The following is a 16,722-nucleotide window of genomic DNA, read 5'->3' on the forward strand; positions in this document are numbered from 1 at the left end:
TACGATTAATTAGCCTTTAATGTGAAGGTTATTTTCATCAACCCCCAAGGGAGTATTTTTAATGTTTAAGTCTGTTTTTATAGCTTTGCTCGCCAGCGTGTTCTTGCTGGGTTGCGCCAACCAACGCTTTAATGTGGCAGGCGACATAACCGGCTCCACACCCAAAATGGAAGACAGCCAAAGCTTTTGGGTAAGCGGCATTGGCCAGCAAAGCAATGTGGACGCAGCCCAGGTCTGTGGCGGCGCAGCCAAAGTAGTCGGTGTGGACGTCGAGCAAACCGGCGTGAACGTGCTGGTAGGTCTGGTCACATTCGGCATTTACACACCTCGCACAGCCCGGGTGTATTGCAAATAAAACAGGCAACGCCATCCATTAAAAACGCCATCCTTCAGAGGGCGTTTTTTTATGCTCGGGCAACTGCACTTGCGATGCCTTATGCGTCTAGTACTTACTCTACGGCACCCTTAATCGCATCCAAGCGACCGGCGCACTACCTGTGGGCGGTGCTCATCGCCCGCATCTACGAGATGTTTCCTTTGTTGTGCCCCCTTTGTTGTGCCCGATCTGTGGCGGGCAGATGCGCATCATCGCCTTCATCACCTACAGCGCTGACATCCGGCTAATACTGGAGCACATCGGGGTGGAGACAGAGCCACCGCGCATCACCCCGGCACGCGGGCCGCCGCTGTGGGACGGGTGCGATGCGCCCATGGGCGAGGGTGTCGAGGTTGAGCCAGATTGGGACGAGGCTACCCAACCGGCACCAGACTTTGAGGTCGATCAGCGCATCAGTTGATGAGGGAAGGCAACAGCGGTTTGGCCAACGCTGCGGGGCAGGGCTGCGCCTGGTGCTGCCCAAAAATGCGCAAACCGAAAAATCTCGGGCGACAGGCCTTGAACAAGCGCTCAGACAGACCCAGGCTGAAGGCCTGTGATGTCCAAAACCTGGGCCATAATTGTCCTCATGTGGTTGAATTTCCTATCCTCTCCCCTGCGCGTGCTGCTGTTTTCGCCCAAGTTGATTGCCCGCATGTGGGGTCGTTTGCAAGGGGTCTTGGCATGACGCCACCCATCTACATCATCACCTTGGCCAGTGCCACCCAGCGCCGAGCCTTTCAGCAAGCGCAAGCCGAGCGTTTGGGCTTTGAGCCCATTTGGCACCCCGCAGTCGGCGTGGACGACATGAGCGACGCGTTTTTCTTGCAGCACGCCTTCAGCTGGCAGCGGCCCTTGAAGAAAACCGAGGTGGGTTGCTTCATGAGCCATTACCAACTGTGGCAGCGCATCGCGCAAAGCGATGGGCCTGCGGTGGTGCTGGAGGACGACGTCATGCTGGGCGGCGACTGGTTGGCCGATATTCGAACCCTCGCAGACCAAGCCTCAGCCGATTTCATTTGCTTGGAGACCTGGGGCAAGAAGTTGCTGGGAGAAACCCAAACCGTTTCGGGTTTGCTTTTGAAGCGGCTCGCGCTGAACAGTGCGGGTGCGGCGGGCTATGTGTTGTGGCCCACAGGCGCGAGGCGATTGTTGGACCGGTTCGAGTCAGAGGGTGCTGCTTTGACCGACGCTTTCATCAATCAAACGGAGCACTGGCAAGCGTGGCAATTGGTGCCCGCCAATGTGGTTCAAATGAACATCGCGCCGCAGTTTGGCCTGAAGAGTGGTTTTGAGAGCCCTTCATTGATCGCCCGTGAGTCGGTTCAGTCACCCACTCCTCCTAGCCCGAAGTCTTGGAGGGCCATGCGGCTCAAGCGCCTCAGGGCCGAGCTGAAAAAAGCCCGTGTTCGACTGTTTGGGGCACTGAAAAGCCAACGACAATGTGTGCCATTCATGAGTCATCCAAGGCTCTAGCGGTTCAATTACGGGTTTTCAACATGTTGCGATTTTGGCAGGGGGTCTTTAACGGTAGTCCAGCCTTGGTGCTGGTTGTCAAGAGTGGGCATTTCATTGGGCCATTTTTCATGGCTTGGGCAGGGTTGTTTTTTTACCGACAAGCCCAGATCAAAACGCCGCTGCTTGAGCCTGCGATCGTTCAGTCTTGGCGTTGGCTCTTGGGTGGGTTTGCTGTTTTTGTGTTGGTTGGAGTGGGTCTCGGGTTGTTCCACGGTAACCATGCCGGGCATTACGAGTTGTATGTGCCTTTTGTGTTGTTTCCGGTCATGGCTTGGCTGATCAGGGCGGGGCAATGGTCGGCAACCCCATGGTTGGTTGCGGTGGCGGTTGGGGCTGTATCCGCGTTTTCGGTGGCTTTTTATCAATCCATGTTTTTGGGGATAGGACGCGCCATTGGTGCCACGGGCAACCCCATTCCGTTTGGCAACACCGCCATTGTGTTGGCCGCCATCTGCGGGGTTGCCGCGGTCATGTTCCCCTTTGTGGGGCCTTACTCGAAGTTGGCCCGAGCACTGATGTGGCTCGGAGCCATTGCCGGTTCGGGGGCGTCTTTGCTCAGCGGGTCCAAAGGTGGCTGGATGTCCTTGTTCATCATTGGCATCACGGTTTCATATTTGTCCACACAGCACTGGGCCGCTTGGCGTCGTCATGTTGCCGCTGGTGCGGTGGTGTTGGCGATTGTCGTGGCGGGGGCTTTGGCGCCCGCCCACGTGGTGAAAGATCGTATCGCTTCTGGTTTGGCGGGCGGCTGGCACTGGCTGCAAACGGGCCAAGTTACTGAAGGTTCGGTCAGCATGCGTTTTGAAATTTGGCGCCTCGGTGCCATGGTGGTCGCAGAAAAGCCTTGGTTCGGTCATGGATCGGTGGGCGCCCACGAGCGATGGGACGAGTTGGCGGCGCAGGCGCCTTCCCACGCCGAATTGGCCCAGTTGTATGGGTCCACCAAATTCATCAGTTCAGACAATGAACTGCTGGGGGCGCTGAAGGGCGGCGGTGTTGTGGGTGCGCTGGCCGTTTTTGCAGCGTATTTGTGTGTCTGGATGGCGTTTTGGCGCTGGCGAAAACACAGCGACGCGCAAATCAAAGCTTTGGCCACCATCGGCATGCTGATGGTGCCTTTGTATTTGGAATTTGGTTTATCGGTGTCGGTGTTTGGCATCAATGTTTTCCGTTCGGTGTACGTGGCCTTGGCCGTCAGTTTGTTGGCCTTGATCACGGTGCGCTTACATCACATGAGGCAACCCACATGACAGCGGTTACCCTTTGCATCACCATGGGGCGTCGCCCGGAATTGCTGGCCCAAACTTTGACGTCCCTGTTTCAGCGGGCCCAGTTCCAACACGTCATTGCCATCAACGACTTTCGCGATGAACCAACCAACGCGGTGTTCAAACAGCTGTGTCCGCAAGGGCAGCTCATCAGCCTGGATCATCAGCTGGGGCATCACGGCGCGGTGGATCACCTTTACAGTCAAGTCAAAACCCCGTGGGTGATGCACTGTGAAGACGACTGGTCCTTCACCAAAGACTTGAACTTTGGTGCGTTGGCCAACACGCTGACTCAGCAGCCATGGATGTCTGGTGTTTGTTTCCGTTCCTTATCGGACTTTGAAATATCGCCCGCCGATCAAGCCCGTATTCGCCACGAAAGCCATGACGGACTGGAGGTCTACCGCTTGGACCCCTTGCACATCCAGTGGCATGGCTACACCTTCAATCCCCATTTCGCGTCTATTGAGCTTTGGAAGCGTTTCGGCCCATTCGCCTCCTTTAAAAAAGAGCGTCACATCTCCAGGCGTGTGCGACAGGCCGGTTTGGTCATGCCCTATTGGGTCTACGGTGGTTGCGCCCATCTGGGTGAAGAGCAAAGTGTCTCCTACCCCAAGCGCAAAGGGCGATCTGGCCTCTGGAAATGGCTGGGTTTTAAATGACCACCAAGCAACTCATTTGGCTGTGCCACCCCATCAAAAAGCCTGTGGGGGGGTGTGAAGGTCATTTACCGCCAAGCCCAACTGACCAACGAACTCTTGGCGCCCTAAACGCTTTGACTTGCAGCTGCTCAAGACCAAGCCAAAGCGCAAGGCATCAAGGTCAAGAAGGGCTTGTTCCCCTGGACGGTCTCAGGCCGCGCCATTGCCAACGGCCGCGACGAAGGCGTGACCAAGCTGCTGTTTGACGATTCACCTGAGGCAGGATCAGGAGACGGCCATGCAGGCCGGGGCCACGGCAAGATCTTGGGCGGCGGCATGGTGGGCACGCACGCGGGCGACATGATTGGCGAGATCGCTCTGGCCATCGAAATGGGCGCAGACGCGGTGGACATCGGCAAAACCATCCACCCCCACCCCACGCTGGGCGAGAGCATCGGCATGGCGGCGGAGGTGGCGCAGGGGCCTTGCACGGACGTGCCGCCTGCGAAGAAGTAAACCAGCTTTCAAGCTGTCCTGACAAAGCCCGATCCGGCAACGGTTCGGACTTTGCGCATTGTGCGCCTAGCATGGGCGCGCACCTGCGGGTGCATGTCCCGCTGCGAGCTGGTCACAGTGAGCAAAGTCAAGCGCAACTGCGTGAGGGCGACCGAGCGTGGGAAGGAAGCGTGGGAAGGAAGCGTGGAGCGTAAATCGCGAGCCGATGAACAAGAACCGCATAGAAGGCGCTGCCAAGCAGGGCGAGTGGGCAAAGAACCGCAAAGCTCTTGTGACCAAGGCGAGGTGGCGTAGATGCGGCGGTTGTGCGATGAAGGTGTGCGACCCTTACCTGGGGAGATCTCGCCTTGCGTCTGAAAGGGCGACGGCATTGCCGGAGTGAGAAGTCAGCACAAGTCGTAGTAGTGCAAGCCCGAAACCTGAATGGGAGGTGCGGCCAGCACGAAGGACCGAACGAGAGTGAGTGAGCGAGGACAAGAAGATGTCAAAGGCCATGCGTCAGATGCCGGGGCAACCTGGGCGGGCAAGCGTAGCAAGGGGTGAAGCCGCCAGTGATCTTGCCAGCGGCGCAGCCTGCGGCCCGCCTCTTGAGCACCCGCGCACAGGGTCGGCAAAGCAGCTGGCAGGCACTGGTGGCCTGCTGGAGGCGGCGCTGACGAGACAGAACCTGCAGGCCCTTTTACAGGTGCTGCAACCGCTGATCGACCCCACCTTCAGCGACCACAGCCACGGGTTTCGACCGGGCAGGCGTGCACACGATGCGGTCAAGGCCGCACGGGCGTACGTCCAATCGGGCAAACGCGTGGTGGTGGACGTGGACCTGGCCAAGTTCTTTGACCGGGTCAACCACGACATCCTGATCGACAGGCTCAAAAGGCGCATCGACGACGCTGGAGTCATCCGGCTGATTCGGGCTTACTTGAACGCCGGGATCATGGATGGCGGGGTGGTGGTCGATCGCCATCTGGGCACGCCGCAAGGCGGGCCACTCAGTCCGCTGTTGGCCAACGTGCTGCTAGACGAAGTGGGCAAGGCGTTGGAGGCGCGCAGCTACTGCTTCGCGCGCTACGCCGACGATTGCAACGTCTACGTGGGCAGCAAGCAGGCGGGCGAGAGGGTGATGGTCTACCTCAGGAAGCTGTACACGGGCTTGAAGCTTCAGATCAACGAAGCCAAGAATGCAGTGGCCAGCGCCCTTGGGCGCAAGTTCCTGGGGTATGCGTTGTGGATGGCCAAGGGCAAAGAAGTCAAATGTGCGGTGGCCTACAAGGCACTGGACAACTTCAAGGCTCGCATCCGGCAACTCACGTGCCGCTCGGGCGGGTGCAGCATGGCGCAGGTGGTGGAGAAACTGCGGCCCTACCTGCTGGGCTGGAAGGCGTACTTCGGGATGGCGCAAACAACCAGGGTCTGGCGCGAGCTGGACGAGTGGCTGCGCCACCGACTGCGGGCCATCCAGCTCAAGCACTGGAAACGGCCCAGGGCGATCTATCGGGAATTGAAGGCATTGGGAGCGAAGGAGAATGTGGCGCGGCAAGTGGCGGTGAACAGCCGTCGCTGGTGGCGCAACAGTGACCGGTTGCTCAAGACGGTGCTGACGATTGCGTACTTTGATGGGTTGGGAGTGCCAAGGCTGACATGACCTCAAGCTCTCGAACCGCCGGGTGCGGACCCGCATGCCCGGTGGTGTGGCAGGGGCGGCTGCAATAATTGCGGCCCCCCTATGCCGATGCGCGCTCGAGGGCGTGGTCGCACTTGGGGCAGGAGACCCACTCCCAACCCTGGCCCAGCCGGTGCAGCCTAAGCGACCAGCGCACTACCTGTGGGCGGTGTTGATCGCCCGCATCTACGAAGTGTGCCCGCTCTTGTGCCCGCTGTGTGGTGGGCAGGTGCGCCTGATCGCATTCATTACCGAGGGCACGCAGATCAGGAAGATCCTTGATCACATCGGGGTCGACGCGGAGCCGCCGCACATCGCCCCGGCACGCGGGCCACCGCTGTGGGCTGACTGTGATGCGCAGATGGGTGACGGGGCGCAAATCGAGCCAGCAGACTGGGATCTGGCGGCACAACCGGCACCGGACTTTGAGGTCGATCAGCGCATCAATTGGTGACTGAGCAAAGCGGCGATTTTGATGCGCTGCGGGGTAAGCCTGCGCGGTCCGCCGCAAATGCCCCTGTCGTCAGGCACATTTTGGTGGTGGCTCGCCATGGATTCACGCTGTAGCGAGAATCGCGAAAGTTTTTACGTGGGTTGGTGGCCGATCAAAGGTGCGATACTGGCCTTGGGGCGGTTGAAATGCTTATCCGTCACCACGATTCAAATTTCTCGGGAACGACTCAGCAGTTGTAATTGCGCGGGCTGCATACATAAAAACACGCGGGCGCAGCGCATCGGGTGTCAGGACGGTCGTTGCAAATATCTGCCAGTGGCTTGAGGAAGACAAGAACAGGTCAGTGTGCAAAAGCATCACTGACCTTGATCAAACGGACGACATCTCGGAGGGTTGTACTTCGGCCAGAACAACAGTGACACCCGGCAACTCCCTAAATGCTGCCACTTGTTTTGCGTCGGCCTGGGCATCAGTAACGAGCGTCCATCTAAGTGGTAGCGGTGCCCAGGCCTGCTGGGCCGCCCGCCCAAGCTTGGATCCATCTGCAAGAACCACGACCTCGCAGCCCTGAGCCATCATTAGCTCCTTAAGCTGGGTCTGTTCAATGCTGGCCTCGCACAACCCGCGACCCGCAACGATGCCATCGGCGCTGACAAAAACTCGGTCTGCTGACACCCGCTGCAGGATCATCACAGCCAAACTACCACTAGTGGCCAAGCTGACTCGCCGCAACGAGCCGCCGAGCAGCACGACGTCAATGCCTTGTTCCTCGGAAATAGCAGCTGCCACTTGCAAGCTGTTAGTGATGACACGCAGGTTTCGCCGTCCTCGAAGCTGCCTCGCGAATGCAGCTGTGGTCGTGCCACCGTCAATGATGATGGTGTCGCCAGCGTGCACCATGGCCGCAGCAGTTCGACCAATAGCTTCTTTAGCGCTGCGGTGCAAGTAATTGCGGCGAGTCGGCGTCAACTCAGGTTCATGACCACCTATTGGTACAGCTCCGCCGAAAGTGCGCACGAGCCGCCCTGCGGTTTGCAGGCGATTAAGGTCTCGGCGGAGAGTGACCACCGAAACGCCGAGGTGCGTGCTCAGCGCTTCGGAGTCAATGATGCCACTTTGAATCGCCGAGATGATTGACTGATGGCGGAGCTCGACCTTGTTGGACATGATTGCGTTGCAGTTTAACACCCATCAGTTGCATCCAACGCACTGCCAATTGCCGCTCCTCGAGCCCCGGTCGTGCTCACTGTCGGCGAGTGGCCAGTCCAACAGCCTGCCGAATGGCCTCGAGCATTGATCGTTCATCGACGGTACCTTTACCAGCTATATCGAAGGCCGTGCCGTGGTCAACTGAGGTGCGAATGACTGGCAACCCTACGGTGACATTTACGCCTGCCTCGATGCCTAGCACTTTGATCGGACCGTGTCCCTGGTCGTGGTACATGGCAACAACGAGATCAAAGTCGCCCCTACTGGCACGAAAGAACAAGGTGTCGGCCGGCAGCGGTCCCTCGATACGCCAACCACGCGATTGGCATGCGACGATGGCCGGCAATATTTTTGTTGCCTCCTCACCGTGACCGAATAAGCCGCCCTCACCAGCGTGCGGATTGATGGCACACACACCAATTATGGGGTCGGAAATCCCGGCTTTGACCAGCGTCGAGTGGCCACGGGCGATCGTGCGTTCAACGAGGCCTGGCTCGATCCGAGAGATGGCGTCAAGCAACCCAATATGCGTCGTCACGTGAATCACACGCAAGCCGGGTGCCGTAAGCATCATCGAGACCTCAGGTGTACCGGTCAAGTGAGCCAGCATTTCAGTGTGACCCGGAAACTTGTGGCCGGCAGCGTGCAGGGCCTCCTTATTCAGTGGCGCAGTGCAAATCGCATCAACCTGTTCCGCCTGCGCCAGTTCAACTGCCTTGGCGATATAGCGATAGGCTCCATCACCAGCAACTGCTGAAAGGATGCCAAAAGGCAGTTCAGCCGGAATCAAGCCAAGGTCAATGCAGTCGACGACGCCGTGCTTGAACTCTGCTTGCACAGGGCTATCAACTATCCCGACCGGCAGCGCTGCGCCAACCATGACACCTGCCTGCCGAAGCCGCTCAGCGTCGCCGACAACCAGTGGTCGGCATTGATCGTACAAAGTCGCCTGGGCTAAGCTCTTCATGATAATTTCGGGTCCGACGCCGGCGGCATCTCCCATGGTGATGGCAATTAAGGGGCGGTAAGTCATATAGTTTTCCTAAATATTGGACATAGTGCTGGCGCGAAGGCGCGCCAACATGCGATGGGCGTTAAGTAGCGCATCCGGCGAACCGAACGCACCAGCCTTTGTCACGACTGGCAGCGAGCGCGTGCCGATCGACACTGATAAGGGCACGCCAGGCTCTACCTCTTGCAAAAGTTGCAACGAATGAGTGCCGAAGGCCGGCAGCAGCGCTCGAGCTGTTTCACCCCCAGTTACCACCAGCGCACCAATCTGAGGCGCCAGCGGCAGCAGCAATTGTCCGAGAGCCTGACACAGTATGTGACCCTGGGACAGGTCATCGTCACCAAAAGTGCCTGTGCGGATAAGAACATCCCGCCCCAACGCCAAGGCCTGGCCTATCGCCTCGACGGTTGACTGCCAAAGTGAGCTTGCTGAGCCTGCCCGCAGCAGCACAGGCGCTGGCTCGAAGAGTGCGAGATCAACACCAGCTTCAAGGTTTTGCGCCTGTTGCCGCGAAACTGGCGACAGACTGCCAACGACCGTAACGATAGAGCCTGACACAGTGGGAGTAATCGGTTTGGCGCAACCAGTAAGACCGGCCGCGGCGGGAAGGTGCGCGACCAAACCCGCAGAGCCCACCCAGTACACAGGCAGACCGACTGATGCACCAGCGACAGCTTCCAGATCTGCATCTGTCAAAGCATCGCAAACGATGGCCTGAACAGCGTCCTGTTCGACAAGCTGCTTGAGTGCGGCACGCAAGTCCCCTCGAACGATGTCCAGAGGCAGGTTAACAGCCTTCACACCCTCTGCCTGCAGCATCGCAACGACATCAGCCACGCCATCCATGCATTCTTTCGACCAAATATCGGTCGCCTCCAGCGGCACGCCATGGACGAAAACCCGACCATTCCGCATGGTGCGACCCACCGATGGGAAGGCAGGTGCAACGATTGCAACACCGACATCGGCAAATGCCGAAATTTCGGCTGCAAAGTTACCCCTTAGCGTCGAGTCAATTTTTTTATAAAGAAGCCGTCCCGGTGCTGCCCACGTGCGCCACAAACTCTTACAGATTTCGCGCGCCACCTCTGGCGCGCAGTAGCGCGTGTCGGCATCAATGGAAATCACCTGCGCCTCTGCGGCTACCGTGGGTTCAAAAAGAACGATGCTGTGAAGCCCCTTTCTTGCCGCGCCCATCGCGCAATCGGCTGCGCCGGTCAGATCGTCCGCAAGGATGAACAAAGAATTGGGGCAGCCGCTCATCATGAGGTCACTGCGCGATCCGTTGACAGTTCGTTCGTTTCCAACTTTCCATCGATTCCGCGGCGCCGTTGCCACTTGTCTATAAGGATGACTGCGATAGGGCACATGATGGCAGTGGACAAAGTGGAGATGGAAATCTGCAGTGCCGCGATAGAAGCGATTTCTTTGTAAGCCAGCGCTTCTTCAGCACTCATCATGCCTGCAGCGGCGGCAACTGCAGCTGCAGCAGCGATCGCAGCTGGTGTCCCAACCGCATTACCGGCTGTAGATGCTTCGGCGACAGGTGCGATCATGCTTTTTTCGCGGAAAACCCAGAACCAGAACATGCCCGCTGCGCCGGTAAACACAACGGTCATTACACCCAGAACCAAACCACCAACAACCACCTGAGGGTTGAAAAAGGTGGCGAAATTCATCCCGGCGCCCAGCGCAAAGGCAAAAAACGGCACGGGCAGCGACTCGCCGGGCTTCAAGAATTTCCGCATGTCGTTGTCGAGGTTACCTAGCAACATACCCAGCACTATGGGCAGCAGTACAGCGATGAAAGCAATTATTGGGAAGTTCGAGCCCAGCATGCCAAGCGCCATCAGGGTGAAGAACGGCCCATCATTCAAGGAGAGCACAGACAGCCCACCCACGTCAGAACGGTTGCCATATTGCCCCGTCAACGCTGCATACATGCCGCCGTTGCCGTTGGTCATCGCGGCGATGATGGCCAATGCCGATAAGCCAAGAAAACCATTGAACATGTCGCCAGATAGGTAGCCCCAGAGAAAACCCACACCAAGACCCACAAAATACTTGGAAGCAGTCAAGATGATTCCCTTTTTCATGGCCACGCCACCCACACGAAGATTCATCTGACTGCCGGCACAAAACAGGAAACAAGCGATCAGAGTGAGCGCGCCCGTTTTGAAAAGTGCCTCAGAAAACCCCCCAATTCTCAAGAACTCATAAATTCCCGGCTTCACGGGTGCGACCCCGAGGGATTTCAGGAAATCCATGATGACCGGTAGGTGCATCTGATCAACCGTGTTCAGCAAGGCTCCTAAAAATAGCGGTACCACCATCATTCCACCGGGAATTTTTTCGATTGTTTGCTTAATCTGCATGACTCGGTCTCCATTCTGAATTTCATTGATTTAGCTAACCGGGCAACCTTGTTGAGAACTTGAACCTCATATTTTCACGGCTGCACCCCACTTAACAACTTTTATGATCAATATTTAATGATCATAACGATCAGTTTAAGTCATCAAATCGCCAAAAAAGATCAGTAAAAACCCTTAAAGACCAATTTAATGAGCTATAAAAGTACTTATTGATCGAAACAGTCTTTTTTTGAAAAAATTCACAGACAACTCTGCGGTGATCCTCCTGCGAGCACACGACAGACGCGAAAGCCTCAAGTTGGCCAGCTACGACAGCTGAAGCAATGCCAAGTCATGCTGCTTCATCATCTGAAATTACCGCGGGAGGGGGTATCGCTCGGCGCCGAAAGCTACAAGCAGAAGTTCTGCAGTTGGCCCCCGCCGACCGCTCACGCCTTTTCGAGCGGCTGATAGCGAGCCTGGATTCAGATGCCGACGTTGAGAGAGCCTGGGAAGAAGAGGCGGATCGAAGGGAGCGTGAACTGGACTCCGGTGTGGCCACGGTGGTTCCAGCACAGGAGGCTATTGCGCGTTTGCGGCAAAGGATTTTGCGGTGACCTTTTCGCTCCACCCTGGAGCGGAAAAGGATGTCGCGCAAGCCCATGCTCGCGCTGCTGGAACTAAACCAAAAGATCGGTACCCCGGCAAATGACGGCTTGCGCGTTTATCCATTTCGGCGATTCCCCTACTCATTGGTGTACCGCGAAGACGATTCCGGGCCACGTATCTATGCTTTTTCTCACCAAAGTCGCGAACCTCGGTATTGGCAGGGCCGTCTGTAGCAACGGAGCTTCGCCCAAAAAATAGACCTTAAGCCGCCCCAATTTTTGGCACCAAGCCGCCGGGCGGCTGCCCGCTCTTCAATGCAGCCGCGAAAGCCAGCATCCGGTCAATGGGCAGACGGGCGCGTTCGCCCAAGGCCGGGTCCACATGAATGGGGTCCATAGCGCTGCGCAGGCGGACATGAAGAAACGCTCTGGCGAGCACCTGGAAGGTCTCAAAGTCCTGAAGGAGCGGCTGGACGGCACCGTGCCGACGCTGCCCACCCGTTTTGTTGCAGACCAGGACACCCGTCTGGAACTGGGAGGCACCGTTCTGGAACTGAAATACCGAAAAGGCGGCCACACGCCAGGCGACATGGTGGTGTGGTTGCCGCAAAAGAGCGTGCTGTTTGCGGGCGATGTGGTCTATGTGGACCGCGTGCTGGGCCTGCACCCGGTCAGCAACACCCGCAACTGGCTGGAGTCTTTTGCCGTTATCGACGCGCTCAAGCCCCAGACCATCGTGCCCGGTCACGGCAACGTGACCAACCGGGCCACGGCACAGGCGCACACGCGCGACCTGCTGCTGGCCCTGCGCGCGCATATGAAGAAGGCGGTGGACGATGGTGTGGACCTCAGCGCCGCCGTGAAGACCTTTGACGGCAAGCCGTTTTCCAATCTGAAGCACGCTGATGTCTGGATTCCACAATTGGCGAATCAGACCTATCTGGAGATGGAGCGGGAGTAGCGCTATGTTATTAATGGGTGAATCGACCTGAAGCCCCCGTGTAATGTGCGTAAGTAGCTATGAATTTAGGAGTGAATGGGCTACCGGCTGACAGCAGAGAAATCCACAAAGCTGGATATAAACACAGTACCATCAGGCACCCAGTCCACGCTGGCACTGCCCCATGCCCGCCACCGCACGCCCAACGCAAGCGCATTCTCATGCGGGCGGGCAAGCGGGTGCAAAGCCCCAGCTCTACAACCCGCGCCACCCTGAGCGCACCCTTTTCTACCAAACGATTGCCGAACACTTTGAGACCTGGCACGCGCTCGCCAGCGCAGGCCAATTCGACGGCCAGGGCGACCACCACACCCCCAAGCCCTATGTCCGCCAAGCGTTTCGCAAATATCTGGAATGCGGCATCTTTGCGCACGGCTTTGCCAGGGCCTGGTGTGACGACTGCGGGCACGACTACTTCGTCGCCTATTCCTGCAAAGGCCGTGGCGTCTGCCCCTCGTGCAACACGCGGCGCATGGTGGAGACGGCGGCACACCTCGCCGATCACGTTTTCCCGCGACTGCCGGTGCGCCAGTGGGTGCTGTCTGTTCCGAAGCGACTGCGCTACTTCATGCAGCGCGACGGGGCCGTGCTCAACATGGTGCTGCGCATCTTCCTGCGGGTCATCGCGCAAAGCCTGCAATCCAACAGCCCTGGGACGGCGCAGCTGGACAGGGCAGCTCTGCACATCGGCGCCGTGGCGTTTATCCACCGGTTCGGCTCCAGCCTGAACGGGCATGTGCACTTCCATGTTTGTGTGGTCGATGGGGTGTTTGAGGAAGTGCCAGGCGACACTGATGCACAGTCCTCACCGCCAGGCGTGATATTCCACCCGGCCAGTGCTATCGATGAGACCGCTGTGGCGCAGGTACAGACTGATTTGCGCCGCCGCATCCTGCGCGCCTTCGTGGGCCGGGGTCTGCTGGCGAGTTGTGACGCCAAAGAGATGCTGGGCTACCAGCACAGCGGCTTCTCGGTGGACGCGGGTGTGTGCATCGAAGCACACGACCGCGCAGCGCTGGAGCGCTTGCTGCGTTACTGCGCCCGCCCACCCTTTGCCATGGACCGTCTGCGCAAGGAGGGATGCGATTTGGTGTACCGCTGTGCCAAGCAGCGCAGCGAGCCCAGCAGTGACAAGCGCGTTGCCAAGGCAGACGAGCTACACCTCACGCCGCTGGAGCTGATAGCTCGCATTGCGGCGCTGGTGCCGCCGCCGCGCACGCACCGGCACCGCTACTTTGGTGTGCTGGCCCCGAATTCGCCGCACAGGGCGGCGGTGACGGCGCTGGCGACACCGGCACAACCGACCAAGCAAGTCGTCGTGCAGGCCGACCCAGCCGCCACGGGCGAGGGCGCGCCGGGGGTGGTGCCGCTGGGCCATGCGATCCCACCCACGCCCGAGCCTGCGACACCCAAACGGTCGAAGGCGCATTACCTGTGGGCCGTGCTGATCGCCCGTATTTACGAAGTGTTCCCGCTGCTGTGCCCGAAGTGCGGTGGACAAATGCGCTTGATCGCATTCATTACCGAGGGCACGCAGATCAGGAAGATCCTTGATCACATCGGGGTGGATGTAGAGCCACCGCGCATCACTCCGGCACGCGGGCCACCGCTGTGGGACGGGTGCGATGCGCCCATGGGCGAGGGTGTCGAGGTTGAGCCAGATTGGGACCAAGCGGCCCAACCGGTGCCGGACTTTGAGGTCGATCAGCGCATCAGTTGGTGAGGGAAGGTAACAGCGGTTTGGCCAACGCTGCGGGGCAGGGCTGCGCCTGGTGCTGCCCAAAAATGCGCAAACCGAAAAATCTCGGGCGACAGGCCCAGAGCAAGCTCCCAAGTAGACCCAAGTGCGCAGGCTTGTGATGCCCCAACCCCGTGGCATACTTGTGCTCATGCGGTTGAATTTCCTATCCGTTGCCGAAGAGTCAGTATTGACTCCGAGACGCTTTATCCAGGTGGGCTCATGCCGTGAGGCACTTCGGGTCAAGACGGGGCTTCACCATTTCGCCACCACGACACCCGAAAACCGTATGCCCACCTTGACCACCAAGGCAGCCCGCTGGCTGTGCCCCCTGCTGCTGTGCAGCGCGCACTGGGTCCACGCCCAAACCGCCCTCACCGACGCTTGGCGCACTGTGCCCCTGGTAGACGCCCACTTTCACCTGATGGCCTTCATGACACCGGCTGACCTGCTGGCCCGCATGGACCAACACAGCATCAGCCACACGGTGAGCGCAGGTGCGATCGGCAGTCCAGCCATTGGACACCCCAACCTCCGGGATTCGAACGCGGCAGCGGCCATAGGCCCTCGCTTCTTGCCAGCGGTGGGGAACGCTGAACTGGTCAACGCCGAGCGGGCGGAAGGGCCCACACTGTTCATCGACCCCAACAGCAAGGAACGGCCTCTGGCTCTGCAAAGGATCCAGGAGTTTCTGGGCAAACTACCGCGCACCATTGGCGAAACCTTCCCCAACGCGGAGCGCTCCAGCGCCGACCCGATGCGCCGCCGGCGTGTACCGTTGGATGGGCCCATGTTCCAGGCGCTGGCTGAGATCGCTACCCGCTTCGACCGGCCGCTGCCCATGCACATGGAGTGGCACCCCGAATCGGTCGCGGGCCTCAGCCGCTTGCTGGAACGCTGGCCCACGCTCACCCTGTTGTTGTCACACTGCGGCAAAACCACCACAGCCCAGGACATACGTTCCTTCTTTGAAAAGCACCCCAACGTGGTCTGCGATCTGGGCTACCGCAGCCTGCCGCAAGAGGCCAACGATTTCAGACGGTTCCCGGAACGCACCATCTTCTGGGCGTCCGCGCCGGGGCGCACGGCCTACCTGGCCCCAGACTGGAAAAAGCTGATTGAAGACCACCCTGACCGGTTCATGGTGGCCATCGATGACACCCACGACTGGGCCCAATACGATGAGGTGGTGCGTTCCCTGCGCGAAGGCTTGCTGGCCCACTTGAACCCCGCCGTGGTGGACCGGGTAGCGCATGGCAACGCCAAAAGGGTGTTTCGCCTTTCCCCTTGATTCAAGCAACCCCGCTTGCGATGAACACCCTTTCTTGAAGGCCTTGGTCGAAGCCAGCGCCTGGCGCTTGCTCGCAGGCACAGGCAGGGGCACATCGAATCACTCAATGCACCACCACCGACACCTCCATCGCCGGCGGGGTGTTGCGGCTGCGGCCGCAGCGGACCACGCCGTCGATCATGATGATCGCACACGATGTTCGAGTTGGCCCGGTCTACGGGGTTGGAGTAGCGCCGCTTGAATTGGGTATGGGACTTGGCACGGGTGACGAAGAAAGCGTTGGCCTGATGGATCACAAACAGGCGCTGGAAATCCAAGTACCCACGATCGAGCAGGTAATAGGCGCCAGGCTCGATGTCCAGCAGGTCCAAGGTGTTGACCTCGTGCGTCTTGCCATCGCTGATGTGAATGAAGGTGGGGATACAGCCACGCAGGTCCAACAGGGTGTGCAGTTTGATAGCCGCCTTCTGCGCGCGAAACGGTGCCCACGGATAAACCGACAAGCACAGGTCTATCGTCGTGGCATCGAAGGCGTAAACGGTGGCATCCAAGTCGATCGCCATGGGCTCTTTGGCATACAACGGGCGCGCCATGGCGATCAGGTGTTGCGCGAAGTCGGCGTAGATTTGCCAAGGCCGGGTTGCATTGGCGTTGGACAAGGTGTTGCGAGAAACTGTCTTGCAGCGCAGACCCATGTGATACAGCCGCTTGGCTTGAGCACGCAAATTGACCTCGATGTCGCGCAAAGACTCGCGGTAGGTCAATTGAGCAAAGGCCATGGTCAAGAACTGGTCCATGCAGGTGAAGTCTTGAACTTTGTGATCGCCTCGGTGCTTGGCCACGCAGCGGCGAAACGTGCTCAGCGGCAAGAAGGCCATGAGTTGAGAGAAAACAAGCTTGCCTTGGTTCATTGCGGTCCTTTGCGTGACGACGCAAAAGACCATAAGTCATGGAATCGAAGTTCAAATCGAGACCAGACTGAAATGCCAAAAAACCAAGGTAAATCATTAACTTACGAAGCCCTAATGTGGAAACGTTGGGACACTACTGAGAGGCAACCACGATGGTCTGGTTCGA

General features: G+C 58.7%; 13 protein-coding genes and 5 pseudogenes. 12 read left to right on the forward strand and 6 right to left on the reverse strand.

From position 1 onward, the window contains the following. Window positions 1-61: 61 nt before the first annotated feature. The 8 genes and pseudogenes from HEQ17_RS05490 to HEQ17_RS05525 form a co-directional block, all read left to right on the forward strand. Complete coding sequence (locus HEQ17_RS05490) at window positions 62-355, forward strand: Bor family protein (RefSeq protein WP_296291805.1); 294 nt, start codon at window positions 62-64, stop codon at window positions 353-355. A 122-nt stretch (window positions 356-477) separates the two neighbouring features. Continuing rightward, window positions 478-797, forward strand: a pseudogene (locus tag HEQ17_RS05495) (IS91 family transposase); the annotation flags it as partial. 263 nt (window positions 798-1,060) lie between these two features. After that, window positions 1,061-1,852 (forward strand): glycosyltransferase family 25 protein, encoded by a 792-nt coding sequence (locus tag HEQ17_RS05500; protein ID WP_296291806.1) that lies wholly within the window; start codon window positions 1,061-1,063, stop codon window positions 1,850-1,852. A gap of 110 nt (window positions 1,853-1,962) precedes the next feature. Next, window positions 1,963-3,144, forward strand: coding sequence for an O-antigen ligase family protein (locus tag HEQ17_RS05505; protein WP_296291807.1), 1,182 nt, complete (start codon window positions 1,963-1,965; stop codon window positions 3,142-3,144). Beyond that, a complete protein-coding gene (locus HEQ17_RS05510; RefSeq protein WP_296291808.1) occupies window positions 3,141-3,824 on the forward strand; it encodes a glycosyltransferase in 684 nt (227 codons plus the stop codon). Before HEQ17_RS05505 ends, HEQ17_RS05510 begins: the two co-directional genes overlap by 4 nt. Window positions 3,825-3,953: 129 nt before the next feature. Further along, a pseudogene (locus HEQ17_RS05515) lies at window positions 3,954-4,319 on the forward strand (dihydrolipoyl dehydrogenase); the annotation flags it as partial. A 481-nt stretch (window positions 4,320-4,800) separates the two neighbouring features. Next, window positions 4,801-5,961 (forward strand): reverse transcriptase domain-containing protein, encoded by a 1,161-nt coding sequence (locus tag HEQ17_RS05520; RefSeq protein WP_296291809.1) that lies wholly within the window; start codon window positions 4,801-4,803, stop codon window positions 5,959-5,961. Between the two features lie 154 nt (window positions 5,962-6,115). Continuing rightward, window positions 6,116-6,433 (forward strand): annotated as a pseudogene (locus HEQ17_RS05525) (IS91 family transposase); the annotation flags it as partial. A 369-nt stretch (window positions 6,434-6,802) separates the two neighbouring features. On the opposite strand, the gene HEQ17_RS05530 reads toward HEQ17_RS05525, so the two are convergent. The 4 genes from HEQ17_RS05530 to HEQ17_RS05545 form a co-directional block, all read right to left on the reverse strand. Further along, the gene (locus HEQ17_RS05530; protein WP_296291810.1) at window positions 6,803-7,600 is read right to left on the reverse strand and encodes a DeoR/GlpR family DNA-binding transcription regulator; all 798 of its coding nucleotides are present in this window, start codon (window positions 7,598-7,600) and stop codon (window positions 6,803-6,805) included. A 76-nt stretch (window positions 7,601-7,676) separates the two neighbouring features. Beyond that, window positions 7,677-8,675 carry a 4-hydroxythreonine-4-phosphate dehydrogenase PdxA gene (gene pdxA, locus HEQ17_RS05535; RefSeq protein WP_296291811.1) on the reverse strand — a complete coding sequence of 333 codons (999 nt, stop codon included), beginning with the start codon at window positions 8,673-8,675 and terminating at the stop codon, window positions 7,677-7,679. A gap of 9 nt (window positions 8,676-8,684) precedes the next feature. Continuing rightward, a complete protein-coding gene (locus HEQ17_RS05540; protein ID WP_296291812.1) occupies window positions 8,685-9,917 on the reverse strand; it encodes a four-carbon acid sugar kinase family protein in 1,233 nt (410 codons plus the stop codon). After that, window positions 9,917-11,029: a 2-keto-3-deoxygluconate permease gene (locus tag HEQ17_RS05545; RefSeq protein WP_296291813.1), complete on the reverse strand. Its 1,113-nt coding sequence runs from the start codon at window positions 11,027-11,029 to the stop codon at window positions 9,917-9,919. Before HEQ17_RS05545 ends, HEQ17_RS05540 begins: the two co-directional genes overlap by 1 nt. Window positions 11,030-11,352: 323 nt before the next feature. On the opposite strand from HEQ17_RS05545, the gene HEQ17_RS05550 reads away from it, so the two are divergent. Continuing rightward, the gene (locus HEQ17_RS05550; RefSeq protein ID WP_296291814.1) at window positions 11,353-11,625 is read left to right on the forward strand and encodes an addiction module protein; all 273 of its coding nucleotides are present in this window, start codon (window positions 11,353-11,355) and stop codon (window positions 11,623-11,625) included. 253 nt (window positions 11,626-11,878) lie between these two features. Here HEQ17_RS05550 and HEQ17_RS05555 read toward each other — a convergent pair. Beyond that, window positions 11,879-12,010 (reverse strand): annotated as a pseudogene (locus tag HEQ17_RS05555) (quinolinate synthase NadA); the annotation flags it as partial. Between the two features lie 21 nt (window positions 12,011-12,031). Here HEQ17_RS05555 and HEQ17_RS05560 point away from each other — a divergent pair. From HEQ17_RS05560 to HEQ17_RS05570, 3 genes are all read left to right on the forward strand, one after another. Next, the gene (locus HEQ17_RS05560; protein WP_296291815.1) at window positions 12,032-12,577 is read left to right on the forward strand and encodes an MBL fold metallo-hydrolase; all 546 of its coding nucleotides are present in this window, start codon (window positions 12,032-12,034) and stop codon (window positions 12,575-12,577) included. Between the two features lie 163 nt (window positions 12,578-12,740). Beyond that, complete coding sequence (locus tag HEQ17_RS05565) at window positions 12,741-14,339, forward strand: IS91 family transposase (protein WP_296291816.1); 1,599 nt, start codon at window positions 12,741-12,743, stop codon at window positions 14,337-14,339. A 304-nt stretch (window positions 14,340-14,643) separates the two neighbouring features. Next, window positions 14,644-15,645, forward strand: coding sequence for an amidohydrolase family protein (locus HEQ17_RS05570; protein WP_296291817.1), 1,002 nt, complete (start codon window positions 14,644-14,646; stop codon window positions 15,643-15,645). A 185-nt stretch (window positions 15,646-15,830) separates the two neighbouring features. On the opposite strand, the pseudogene HEQ17_RS05575 reads toward HEQ17_RS05570, so the two are convergent. Further along, a pseudogene (locus tag HEQ17_RS05575) lies at window positions 15,831-16,556 on the reverse strand (IS4 family transposase); the annotation flags it as partial. Window positions 16,557-16,722 lie beyond the last annotated feature (166 nt).

Source organism: Limnohabitans sp. (assembly GCF_023910625.1).
Classification (GTDB): Bacteria; Pseudomonadota; Gammaproteobacteria; order Burkholderiales; family Burkholderiaceae_C; genus Limnohabitans_A.